Here is a 12,055-nt window from a genome sequence, read left to right as displayed (position 1 = left end):
ATGTCGGCTCGTCGCATCCTGGGGCCGTAGCAGGTCCCAAGGGTTGGGCTGTTCGCCCATTAAAGCGGCACGCGAGCTGGGTTTAGAACGTCGTGAGACAGTTCGGTCCCTATCCGCCGCGCGCGTAGGAAACTTGAGAAAATCTGTCCCTAGTACGAGAGGACCGGGATGGACGAACCTCTGGTGTGCCAGTTGTTCCGCCAGGAGCACTGCTGGTTAGCTACGTTCGGAAGCGATAACCGCTGAAAGCATCTAAGCGGGAAGCGTGTTTCAAGATGAGGTTTCCCACTGGTTTACCAGGTAAGGCCCCCAGCAGACCACTGGGTTGATAGGCCGGAGGTGGAAGTGCAGCAATGCATGGAGCCGACCGGTACTAATAGGCCGAGGGCTTGTTTCTTACAAAGATGTACACCGCGTCCACTGTGAGGTTCCCGAGATATGTTCGGGAGCCGGAAAGCCCGAGAGGGCTCCAAGGTTTTGTTGATATCTCAATAGAGTTTCGGCGACCATGGCGAAAGGGAAACACCCGGTTACATTCCGAACCCGGAAGTTAAGCCTTTCAGCGCCGATGGTACTGCACGGGAGACTGTGTGGGAGAGTAGGACGTCGCCGGACAATTTTTAGCGCGAGGCCGCTCCTTCGGGAGCGGCCTCGCTGCATTTCTCGAGCAAGTTTGATGGAAGGAACGGCTCATGGCAGAGTCGAGAAGCCCCCGCCGAGACGGTGGGAAGCCCGCTGGCCGAGGAGCTGGCGGAAGCGGCCGCGGAGGCCGACCCGCAAGCCAAGGACGCGATCAGCGTGGCAGCGGTGCCCCCTCGCGTCGTGACGGCAAGCCGACCGATCGCCGTGACGGCAAGCCGACCGATCGCCGTGACGGCAAGCCTGCCCCGGCCCGCCGAGATGGCAAGCCGACGACGCCACGCCGTGACGGCAAGCCCTACGAGGCCCGGCGCGACCGTCGCCAGGAGGAAGGCGATCGCACGGCCGCCCAGAAGATCTACGACGGCCCGCCGATCCCGGACGACGTCAGCGCAAAGGATTTGGACAAGCATGCTCGCCAGGCATTGCAGGCCCTGCCGGAGAAGCTCGCCGACAAGGTAGCCCGTCACCTCGTGATGGCCGGCCTGCTGATGGTGGAGGACCCGGAGACCGCTCACCTGCACGCGTTGGCTGCCAAGGCGCGTGCGACCAGGACCGGCCTGGTCCGAGAGGCGTGCGGCGAGACCGCCTACGCAGCGGGCAAGTTCGCCGAGGCGCTGTCGGAGTTCCGCGCTGCTCGGCGGATGACCGGGGGATATCTGTATGCGCCGATGATGGCCGACTGTGAGCGGGCTCTGAAGCGTCCGGACAAGGCCATTGCCTACGACTCGACGGAGATCCGTAGCCAGCTGGACGATGCCGGCCAGATCGAGCTGTCCATCGTGGTGGCTGGTGCGCGCCGGGACCAAGGACAGTTTGATGCCGCCATCCGCCTGCTTGAGACTGAGCCGCTGCACACCAAGGGTCGCGGAGACTGGGTGCCCCGGCTGCGCTACGCATATGCCGATGCCTTGCTCGACGCGGGACGACGCGAAGAGGCAATCGAGTGGTTCCACCGCACCGTGGCGGTCGACGGCAACGCTCAGACCGATGCCGAGGAGCGCGTCGCGGCCCTGGAGAAGCGTCCACAGGGCTGAACCTGGCGTCACCTTTGCACACCGCACGATGTGACCGATGCCGCCCGTCCTCGGCGGGCGGCATCGTCATGCCATGACCGACAACATGGATCCCAGTCCCGGCGGTAGCCTCGACTGCATGACATCGGGACTGGCGTCGACCTCTGCACCGTTGAGCGCGACGTACGATCTGGCGATGCTTGACCTCGACGGAGTCGTCTATGTCGGCCCGGACGCTGTCGAAGGTGCCGCGCAGTCGCTGCAGCTGGCCCGGGAGAACGGGATGCGACTGGCGTACATCACGAACAACGCCTCGCGGACCCCGCGCGAGGTGGCCGAGCATCTCCGGGGCCTGTCGATGCCCGACGTCAAGGACGGCGACATCGTGACCTCCGCGCAGGCCGTGGCTCATCTGGTCGCAGACGCCGTGCCGAGCGGATCTGCCGTCCTGCTGGTCGGCGGAGATGGCCTGAGGGTGCCGCTCGAGGAGCGCGGGCTGCGGTGCGTGACGTCGTTGGACGATGCGCCGGTGGCTGTCGTGCAGGGATTTCACCCTGACATCGGCTGGCGCCAGCTCTCCGAGGCTTCCTTCGCAATCCAGGCGGGGCTGCCATGGTTCGCGAGCAACACCGACATGACGATGCCGACGCCGCGGGGCATGGCGCCGGGAAATGGTTCGCTGGTGCAGACGATCCGCAGCGCGACCGGAGCCAACCCGATCGTGGCGGGCAAGCCCGAGCAGCCGCTGTTCGACGAGACGGTCGAACGGGTCGGCGGCGCGCACCCGCTCATGGTGGGAGATCGGCTGGACACCGACATCGACGGTGCGATCAACGCCGGGGTGGACAGCTTGGCGGTGCTGACCGGGGTCAGCTCGGTGCAGGACATCGTCGACGCCGCACCCGGGCGTCGGCCGACGTTCGTGTCGTTTGACCTGTCCGGGCTCAATGAGTCTCACTCCGATGTCGTGCTGGATGGTGACCGCGCGCGATGCGGTGAGGCCCTCGCAACGGCGCGACATGGCACGATCACGGTCGAGACGGCCGATCGGCGCAGCACCGAGGCACTGCGGGCGATCGTGGGCCTCGCCTGGTCGTTGCGCGATGGCTCCGACCTGCGCATGACTGTGGATGGGACACTGGTTGCATGAGCCAGACCTACGGCGACGACAGTCAGATCGATCCCGCCAACCCTGTGGCGGCTGGTGACTTGGCGTCGGCGATCGTGCCGACCGGCCACCTGCAGATCGACGAGGCGCTCGGGCGCCTGGACGGAATCTCAGCGCGCGAGATCACGAGCCATCCCGAGGAGTTCGACGCGATTCATCGGGTTCTTCGCGAATCCCTCGCCGATGCCGGCCGTGACGAGGGCGTCGCGGAGAGTCCATGACCGCCACAGCATCCGGTGGCCCCCGATGAGCAGAAGGCTGCGGCTCGACGCCGAGCTCGTTCGCCGCGGGCTGGCGAGATCGCGTGAGCACGCAGGATCGTTGATCCAGGAGGGTCAGGTCAAGGTCGCGGGATCGGTCGCGACCAAGGCCGCCACCGGTGTCACCACTGATCAGGCCATCGTGGTGCGCGCGAACGACCAGCCGTCCTATGCCTCGCGCGGCGCGCACAAGCTGCTGGGTGCGCTCACGGTGTTCGAGCCGCTCGGGCTACGCGTCGAAGGCCGACGCTGCCTGGATGCTGGTGCTTCGACCGGCGGCTTCACCGACGTGCTGCTGCGCAAGGGCGCCCGACAGGTCGTCGCGGTGGACGTCGGTTACGGCCAGCTTGTGTGGGCCCTGCAGTCCGACGACCGGGTCGTGGTGCTTGACCGGACGAACGTCCGCAACCTCGAACCGGACGACATCGGCGGGCCGGTCGACCTGATCGTCTCCGATCTGTCCTTCATCTCCCTTACCGTGGTGATGCCCGCGCTGACGCGGGTGTGCCGGCCGAGCAGTCCAGAGGGTGGAGGTGACATCGTGCTGATGATCAAGCCGCAGTTCGAGGTCGGCCGCAGCAATCTCGGCAAGAACGGTGTCGTTCGCGATCCGCTGCTGCACGCCGACGCCGTGCATCGAGTATGCCGGTCAGCGTTCGACCTCGGCTGGGGCACGCGGGCGCTCGCGCCCAGCCCGCTGCCAGGACCGGCTGGCAATGTCGAGTACTTCTGTTGGCTGCGCAGCGATGCCGACCCACCCAGCGAGGAGGCCGCTCACGCGGTCGTCGCTGCTGGGCCCTTGACCCACACCGCCCAGGAGCCCCGACCGTGAGCCGACGTGTACTGCTGATCGTCCACATCGCCCGTGAGGAGGCCGCCAAGGTGGCGGCGGCCTTCGCCGCCGATCTCCAGGCTGAAGGGGTCGACGTGTGCGTCCTGGACGCTGAGGCCGCAACCTTGCGGGATGCTGGGCTCGACGCCCACGGCATCGTCGAGGCCACTCCCGGTGCCGCAGCAGGCTGCGAGCTCGCGGTGGTGTTCGGCGGGGACGGAACGATTCTGCGTGCTGCGGAGATGTGTCGCGGCACGGACACCCCGGTTCTGGGGGTCAACCTCGGGCATGTGGGATTTCTGGCCGAAGCCGACGTCGAGGATCTGCATGATGTCGTCCGCGGGGTCGTCGACAGCAGCTACACCGTCGAGGAGCGGTTGACCGTCGATGTCTCGGTCACGGTGGGCGGCAACGTGGTCGCCACCAACTGGGCCCTCAACGAGGCATCCGTGGAGAAGGCCGCTCGCGAGCGGATGCTGGAGATCGTTGTCGAGATCGACAAGCGACCCGTGTCTCGCTGGGGTTGCGATGGCGTGGTGTGCGCGACGCCGACGGGTTCCACGGCGTACAACTTCAGTGCCGGTGGCCCCATCGTGTGGCCCGGGGTGTCGGCGCTGCTGATGGTGCCGATCAGCGCCCACGCGCTGTTCGCCCGGCCGCTCGTGGTGTCACCGGACTCGACGTTGGCGATCGAGATCGTCGGCGAGCACTCGACCGGTGTGCTGTGGTGCGACGGTCGGCGTGCTGCCGACCTGCCGGTCGGCGCCCGGGTGGAGGTCACCAAGGGGCAGACCCCAGTGCGACTGGCTCGTCTGCGGCCCGCATCTTTCACTGACCGGCTCGTGCGCAAGTTCGACCTGCCGGTCAACGGCTGGCGCGGCGCAGCTGAACGCGAGCGAGAGGAGCGTGCCTGATGTGGCAGCACCTGCGCCTGTCGTCCTTGGGTGTCATCGACTCCGCAGAGCTTGAGCTCTCCGACGGCTTCACGGTCATCACGGGCGAGACCGGGGCCGGCAAGACCATGGTGGTCACTGCGCTCGGGCTGCTTCGCGGCGACCGGGCCGACCTCGGACTGGTTCGCCGCGGCGCCGACCAGGCGCGGGTCGAGGCAAGCATCGGCGTGCCGTCCGGTGCGCGCGCTGTCTCTGCGGTCGAAGAGGCCGGTGGGCGTATCGACGACGACGTCGTGATCCTTGGGCGCGTGCTCTCCGCGCAGGGACGATCGCGGGCCATTGCCGGTGGCGCAACGGTCCCGGCGGCGCTGCTGACGGAGGTCACCGACGAGCTCGTTGCCGTGCACGGTCAGTCTGACCAGCACCGGCTGCTGCGGCCGTCCGAGCAGCGCGCCGCGCTGGATCGATTCGCCGGCACCGAATTCGTCGAGGCGGCACAGGCGTACGCCCCGGTCCACGCCCGGTGGCGCATGGTCGAGCGCACCCTCGACGAGCTGCGGACGCACGCTCAGGAGCGAGCTCGTGAGCTCGACGTCCTGCAGTACGGTCTGGACGAGATCCAGGCGGTTGACCCGCAGGTCGGCGAGGACGAGCAGCTCAAGATCGAGGAGAGCAGACTCGCGCATTCCGAGGCGTTGGCCCGCGCAGCCGACCAGGCGCACCGTGCGCTCGCCGGTGAGGCGGACCTCGATGCTGCTCGCACCCAGGTCGCAGCAGCGTCTGGGGCGCTTCGTGAGGCGGCGGGTCACGACCCGACCCTCGATGAACTTGGTGAGCGAGTGCTCGAGCTGGGCATCCTGCTTGACGACGTTGGCGCCGAGCTCGGTGCATACTCAGCCGGTGTCGAGCTCGATCCCGAACGCCTCGCGACGCTCCAGGAGCGGCGTGCCGCCCTGGCTGGCCTGCAGCGCAAGTACGGCCCGACCGTCGACGACGTCCTGGCTTGGGCCGAGAAGGCAGCTGCGCGACTCGGCGAGCTGGGCAGCGATGATCAGTCGATCGCCGCACTCGAGGTCGAGCAGGCTGAGCTGGGACCCGAGGTCAGAAGGCTGGCGGCCGAGATGTCCTCGATCCGTTCAGCGTCGGCGGCCCGGCTTGCCGTCCTGGTCGACCAGGAGATCGCGCAGCTATCGATGCCTTCGGCACGACTGGAGGTGCAGGTCACGACAGCGGTGGACGCAGTTCCCGGCCCGCACGGCCTTGACGAGGTCGAGCTGCTGTTCGCCGCCAACAGCGGCACGGGATCACGACCTCTGCACAAGGGCGCGAGTGGCGGTGAGCTTTCTCGGCTGATGCTGGCGCTCGAGGTCGTGCTGGCCGACGAGACCACGGTCCCGACCCTGGTGTTCGACGAGGTCGATGCCGGAATCGGCGGCAAGGCGGCGGTCGAGGTCGGTCGCCGGCTCTCCCGACTTGCCGAGCATGCGCAGGTGATTGCGGTGACCCACCTGCCGCAGGTCGCAGCCTTCGCCAACCACCACTTCGTGGTGACCAAGGATGACGACGGCACAGTCACGAGCAGCTCGGTGATCCGGCTCGACGATGCCAGCCGAGTCGACGAACTGGCTCGAATGCTGGCTGGCCAGGAGGACTCTGCCACGGCTCAGGCGCACGCCCGCGAGCTGCTGGAGCTGGCTCGATCCTGACCTGAGCGCGACCTGTGAGAGTGCCTAACCAGCCGACACGCCGACGCAGCGCGCAAATCGGCTACTCGCAGCGGGGAGCATGGGTGGCGATGGCCATCAGAAAGCAAAAGACCCCCATGTCGCAGGACGCGAGCGGGGTCGTCGGAACCGTGCGACTCGCACGCAGCAGGCGACTCATCGCCGCACTGCGCGCGGGAGACGTCGCAGTCGTCGACCTGCCCGAGCTCGACGCCCGTGAGGCGCAACAGCTGATCGACCAACGCGTGCGAGCCGTGCTCAACGCATCCAGGTCCAGCAGCGGACGCGTCCCCAACGTCGGACCGCAGATGCTCTCCCGCGCCGGCATCCTGCTGGTCGACGTCCCGTCGGACGAGATCTGGAGCAAGCTCAAGAACGGCGAGCGGGTGCGCATCGAGGACGGCCGCATACTCCGCCAGGAGATCGTCGTGCTCACCGGCGTCGAGCTCGATGAGGCTCGGGCCACGTCGGACCTGGCCCAGGCCGAGTCCAGCCTCGCCACCAAGCTCGATTCGCTGTCCGCCAACGCCAGCGACCACATCCAGCGCGAGCAGTCGATGCTCCTCGCCGGAGCCAATGTGCCGCGGTTGCGGACCAAGCTGCGGGGGAGGGCCGTCGTGGTCGTGTCTCGCGCGTACGACGACGCCGCGGATCTGCGCGGATTGCGGCGATACATCAATGACAGCGATCCGATCCTGATCGGCGCCGGGCCGGGAGCAGATGTCCTGCTCAAGGCCGGATACGAGCCGGCGATCGTGGTCGGCCATCTCGACCACCTCTCCGACGCTGCGATCAGGGCCGCTGGGGAGGTCGTCGTCTCGACGGCTTCGGGCACGGTCGATCGACCAGAACGGCTTGAACGACACGGCAAGGAGATCGTGACGTTCGTCTCCAGCGGCTCCGACGACGACCTCGCGATCCTGTTGGCCGACACCAACGAGGCGGCGGTCATCGTGCACGTCGGCGCGCCTCCGACGCTGTCCACCTTCCTCGAGCGCCCACCGGCCGATGTGGCCCGGATGTTTGTTGCCCGCCTCCGCGCCGGCGCCAAGATCGTCGACGCCAAGGCAGTAATCCATTTCACCTCGAAGCGGCATGCCCTGTGGCCCGCCCTGCTGCTGCTCGTCGCGGGCGTCGTCTCGGTGGCGGTCGCCATCGCGGTGACCCCGGTCGGTCAGGACTGGTACCACTCACTCGGCGGTCAGCTCGCCGACCTCGGCACCTGGATCAAAGGACTCTTCTCGTGATCAACTTTCGCTTCCACCTCGTCTCTCTCGCGGCGATCCTGATTGCCCTCGCGGCCGGGGTCGCGCTGGGCTCGGGCCCGCTCGACGACACCGGAACCACGCTGCGCGGTGCAGGCGACTCCCAGCAGCAGACCGTCGATCCGGCCCTGGCGGCGTTCGACGCCGGTTACGCGGCGCGTACCTCGCCGGGCCTGCTCAAGAACAAGCTCGCTGGTCAGACCGTTCTGGTTCTGACCGTGCCGGGCACGAGCGCCGCCGAGGCCAAGGGCGTCACGTCGACGCTTCAGCAGGCCGGGGCGGAGATTGCGGGACGGGTCAATCTGACCGGCAGGATGCTCGACTCAGCGGGGCGGCAGTTCGCCGAGGGCGTGGCGCAGCAGTCCGCACCGAAGGTGCCCGGCGTCAACGAGGCGGGTGACAGCTACGGTCGGATCGGTGCTGCGCTGGGCCGTGCCTACGTCGGCGACAAGGCGGTCGCGCCGGACCAGACCGCCAGCACCATCCGCTCGGCGTTCGTCGAGGGCAAGCTCGTCACCACTCCGGCCGATCCCAAGAAGATCGCCACTCTCGCAGTGCTGATCGCCGGTCCCGGGCAGCCCGACGGTGCCGACCAGAGCGGTGTCATCGCAGCCCTCGCCGCAGCGCTCAAGGACAGTGGCAAGGGCATCGTGGTGACCGGACCGTCCTCGTCCAGCACCGATGGGGGAGCGGTCAAGGCCGTGCGCGACGGTGACTCCGCGACCGAGATCACCACGGTCGACGTGACCGACAGCGCAGCCGGTCGAGTCATCGCGGTCCTCGCCGCGGCGGCCCAGGCCGACGGCCGCCCCGGGTCATGGGGGACGTCGCGCAGCTCCAGCGGTGCGGTGCCCGAGTAGTACGAACACACCGGTGTGGGAGATCCGACACGTGTGTCGTTGTCCATAAGCCGGTTCGTGTTGGTAGGCTGGAATCCCGTGGAGGCATGATGCCATTCGGCATCGGGAGCGCTCGACATCGGTTTTCGACCACGGGAGTCACCTTGGCAGGCAGCGCGGTTACCAAGCACGTATTCGTCACCGGCGGGGTGGCGTCATCGCTCGGCAAGGGTCTGACCGCCTCGAGTCTGGGGCGGCTGCTCAAATCCCGCGGTCTGCGGGTCACGATGCAAAAGCTCGACCCGTACCTCAATGTCGATCCCGGCACGATGAATCCGTTCCAGCACGGCGAGGTTTTCGTGACGGACGACGGCGCCGAGACAGACCTCGACGTCGGCCACTACGAACGCTTCCTCGACGTTGACCTGTCCGGGAAGGCCAATGTCACCACCGGACAGGTCTATTCCGAGGTGATCGCCAAGGAGCGGCGCGGAGACTATCTCGGCGACACGGTGCAGGTCATTCCGCACATCACCAACGAGATCAAGTCGCGAATCCGCGCGATGGCCGGTCCGGATGTTGACGTCGTGATCACGGAGATCGGCGGCACCGTCGGTGACATTGAGTCCCTCCCGTTTCTGGAAGCGGCCCGGCAGGTCCGTCACGACGTGGGGCGGGGCAATGTGTTCTTCCTGCACGTCTCGCTGGTTCCCTACATCGGTCCGTCCGCCGAGCTCAAGACCAAGCCGACCCAGCACTCGGTCGCGGCGCTGCGGTCGATCGGCATTCAGCCCGACGCCATCGTGTGCCGCGCCGATCGAGACATCCCGGACAGCATGAAGCGCAAGATCTCGCTGATGTGCGACGTCGACGAAGAAGCCGTCGTGACCGCGAGCGACGCGCCGTCGATCTATGACATCCCGAAGGTCCTGCACAGTCAGGGCCTCGACGCCTACGTCGTGCGCCGGCTCGACCTGCCGTTCCGCGATGTCGACTGGACCCAGTGGGACGAGCTGCTGCGTCGCGTGCACCACCCGTCCGAGGAGCTCACCATCGCGCTGGTCGGCAAGTACGTCGACCTGCCCGACGCGTATCTCTCGGTCGGCGAGGCACTGCGTGCCGGTGGTTTCGCGCACGACGCACGGATCAATCTGCGCTGGGTGCCGTCTGACGACTGCGAGACCGCTGCCGGGGCAGCTCACAACCTGCACGACGTCGACGGGATCTGCGTGCCCGGTGGATTCGGCATCCGGGGCATCGAGGGCAAGCTGGGCGCCCTGACGTACGCCCGCGAACGGAGGATCCCTGTGCTGGGCCTGTGCCTGGGCCTGCAGTGCATGGTCATCGAGTACGCACGCAATGTCGCCGGTATCGACGGGGCGAGCTCATCAGAGTTCGACCCGAATACCCGTCACCCCGTCATTGCCACGATGGACGAGCAGCTCACCATCGTCGAGGGCGAGGGTGACCTGGGCGGCACGATGCGTCTGGGCCTCTACCCGGCACAGCTCAAGCCGGGCAGCATCGTGGCCGAGGCCTACGGTGCCGACAAGGTCGAGGAGCGGCACCGTCACCGGTATGAGGTCAACAACTCCTACCGGGCACAGCTGGAGGCGGCCGGACTGGTCTTCAGCGGAACCTCTCCGGATGCCAACCTGGTCGAGTTCGTCGAGCTGCCGCGCGACGTGCATCCCTACTACGTCGCGACCCAGGCGCACCCTGAGCTGCGATCGCGCCCGACTCGCTCGCACCCGTTGTTCTCCGGGCTGGTCGGGGCGGCACTGGCCCGCCAGCTCGAGCTGCGCCTTCCGGTCGACGAGCAGGAGAAGGCCGACGCATGACGGCTCACCCCCGTCTGCCGGGTGAGCTCGCCGACCCGACCACGCTGAGCGACTCGGCGCAGTCCTGGCCGGTCAGCTCCAGTGACACCAAGTACGACAGCCCCTACGTCGCGCTGCGGGTCGACACGATCGTCGATCCGGCCGGCGGTGAGCACGACCGGGCCGTCGTGCAGCCGAACGGTGCGATCGCGGTGCTGGCGATCGACGACGAGGACCGGGTGCTGCTGGTTGAGCAGTATCGCCACCCAGTAGGACGCCGACTGCTCGAGCTGCCCGCGGGCACGCTCGACGTCGTCGGTGAGTCCACCGTCGACGCTGCCGCACGCGAGCTGGCCGAGGAGACCGACGTGGTCGCCGAGAACTGGGAATCGATCCTGCACCTGTACGCGACGCCCGGCTATTCCACCGAAGGGTGGGAGGTGTTCAGGGCGACCGGGCTCAGTGCGCTGCCGGACGAGGATCGCACGACCCGCGAGGCAGAGGAAGCCGACATGATGCAGTGGTGGCTGCCCTTCGACCAGGTCGTCGAGTCGATCCTGGCCGGCCGTATCGCTGATTCGCTGACGGTGGCCGGTGTGCTGGCGGAGCAGGCGTTGCGCAGCAGATGACGACCGAAGTGGAGCGAGGCGTCCACGACTACCTGAGCCATCTCGGGGTCGAGCGCGGACTGGCCGACAACACCCTGCGCTCGTACCGCCGGGACATGCGTCGCTACCTCGAGTTCCTCGATACCCGCGAGCTGAGCTCGCCGGCCGACATCACCGAAGCAGACATCGCTGCGTTCCTCGGGTCGCTGCGAACAGGAGATTCCGAGCACGTTCCGCTTGGCACCGCGAGCGCGGCCCGGACGATCGTCACGGTGCGAGGTCTGCATCGTTTCCTGCTCCGTGAGCAGATCGTGCCGACCGACGTGACGACGGCGATCAAGCCCCCGCGGCCTGCGTCTCGACTGCCCAAGGCGCTCCCTCTGTCGGACGTCGAGTCGATCCTGGATGCGGCAGGCTCGCCGGGCACGACCCTCTCGGCTCGCGATCGGTCACTGCTGGAGGTGCTCTACGGAACCGGCGCGCGGATCTCCGAGGCGGTGGGACTGGACATCGACGATCTGGATCTCGAGGAGTCGACCGTGCTGCTGCGTGGCAAGGGCGGCAAGCAGCGGATCGTGCCCCTCGGCTCCTACGCCCGCCAGTCCTTGGTCGACTACCTTGCCGCGTCTCGACCCGCACTGGTCTCGGTCCGCAGCAGCACGCCCGCCGTCTTCCTCAATGCACGAGGTGGACGGCTTTCCCGGCAGAGCGCCTGGACCGTCCTGACGAGAGCGGCCAAGCGAGCCGGCCTGACGGTGGACGTCTCGCCGCACACGCTGCGGCACTCGTTCGCGACCCATCTGCTCGACGGTGGTGCCGACGTGCGGGTGGTGCAGGAGCTGCTGGGGCACGCCTCGGTGACCACGACTCAGATCTACACCCTCGTCACGGTCGAGAAGCTCCGCGAGATTTATGCGACAGCCCACCCGAGGGCGGCGCGACAAGTCGACTCTTGACGGTAGAGTGACGCTCGTCCGACGGTCGAGTGCAG

General features: G+C 67.5%; 11 protein-coding genes and 2 rRNA genes. All 13 read left to right on the top strand.

Features of this window, described 5'->3' with window-relative positions; genetic code table 11:
* Positions 1–397: ribosomal RNA gene (locus WB461_RS06585) — 23S ribosomal RNA — on the top strand; the annotation flags it as partial.
* A 101-nt stretch (positions 398–498) separates the two neighbouring features.
* Positions 499–615 (top strand): 5S ribosomal RNA (gene rrf / locus WB461_RS06580).
* 77 nt (positions 616–692) lie between these two features.
* On the top strand, positions 693–1,676 hold the full coding sequence (locus tag WB461_RS06575; RefSeq protein ID WP_423851925.1) for a tetratricopeptide repeat protein: 984 nt from the start codon (positions 693–695) through the stop codon (positions 1,674–1,676).
* A 118-nt stretch (positions 1,677–1,794) separates the two neighbouring features.
* Positions 1,795–2,805, top strand: a complete 1,011-nt coding sequence (locus tag WB461_RS06570) for an HAD-IIA family hydrolase (protein ID WP_423851924.1) — start codon at positions 1,795–1,797, stop codon at positions 2,803–2,805.
* On the top strand, positions 2,802–3,044 hold the full coding sequence (locus WB461_RS06565; protein ID WP_423851923.1) for a hypothetical protein: 243 nt from the start codon (positions 2,802–2,804) through the stop codon (positions 3,042–3,044). The genes WB461_RS06570 and WB461_RS06565 overlap by 4 nt, the downstream gene beginning before the upstream one ends.
* 25 nt (positions 3,045–3,069) lie before the next feature.
* Positions 3,070–3,915 carry a TlyA family RNA methyltransferase gene (locus tag WB461_RS06560; protein ID WP_423851922.1) on the top strand — a complete coding sequence of 282 codons (846 nt, stop codon included), beginning with the start codon at positions 3,070–3,072 and terminating at the stop codon, positions 3,913–3,915.
* Positions 3,912–4,829, top strand: coding sequence for an NAD kinase (locus WB461_RS06555; RefSeq protein ID WP_423851921.1), 918 nt, complete (start codon positions 3,912–3,914; stop codon positions 4,827–4,829). Before WB461_RS06560 ends, WB461_RS06555 begins: the two co-directional genes overlap by 4 nt.
* A complete protein-coding gene (gene recN / locus WB461_RS06550; RefSeq protein WP_423851920.1) occupies positions 4,829–6,514 on the top strand; it encodes a DNA repair protein RecN in 1,686 nt (561 codons plus the stop codon). The genes WB461_RS06555 and recN overlap by 1 nt, the downstream gene beginning before the upstream one ends.
* Positions 6,515–6,630: 116 nt before the next feature.
* Positions 6,631–7,779 (top strand): putative cytokinetic ring protein SteA, encoded by a 1,149-nt coding sequence (steA, locus tag WB461_RS06545; protein ID WP_423851919.1) that lies wholly within the window; start codon positions 6,631–6,633, stop codon positions 7,777–7,779.
* Positions 7,776–8,657: a copper transporter gene (locus WB461_RS06540; protein ID WP_423851918.1), complete on the top strand. Its 882-nt coding sequence runs from the start codon at positions 7,776–7,778 to the stop codon at positions 8,655–8,657. Before steA ends, WB461_RS06540 begins: the two co-directional genes overlap by 4 nt.
* Positions 8,658–8,800: 143 nt before the next feature.
* Positions 8,801–10,477 carry a CTP synthase gene (locus WB461_RS06535; protein ID WP_423851917.1) on the top strand — a complete coding sequence of 559 codons (1,677 nt, stop codon included), beginning with the start codon at positions 8,801–8,803 and terminating at the stop codon, positions 10,475–10,477.
* Positions 10,474–11,085, top strand: a complete 612-nt coding sequence (locus tag WB461_RS06530; protein ID WP_423851916.1) for an NUDIX domain-containing protein — start codon at positions 10,474–10,476, stop codon at positions 11,083–11,085. The genes WB461_RS06535 and WB461_RS06530 overlap by 4 nt, the downstream gene beginning before the upstream one ends.
* Positions 11,082–12,020, top strand: coding sequence for a site-specific tyrosine recombinase XerD (gene xerD / locus WB461_RS06525; protein ID WP_423851915.1), 939 nt, complete (start codon positions 11,082–11,084; stop codon positions 12,018–12,020). The genes WB461_RS06530 and xerD overlap by 4 nt, the downstream gene beginning before the upstream one ends.
* The last annotated feature ends 35 nt before the right edge of the window (positions 12,021–12,055 follow it).

Origin of the sequence: Aeromicrobium sp., from assembly GCF_049587115.1 — a bacterium.
GTDB lineage: Bacteria > Actinomycetota > Actinomycetes > Propionibacteriales > Nocardioidaceae > Aeromicrobium.
The sequence above is the reverse complement of the archived record's forward strand: the minus strand, read 5'-3'. Positions and strand labels throughout refer to the sequence as shown.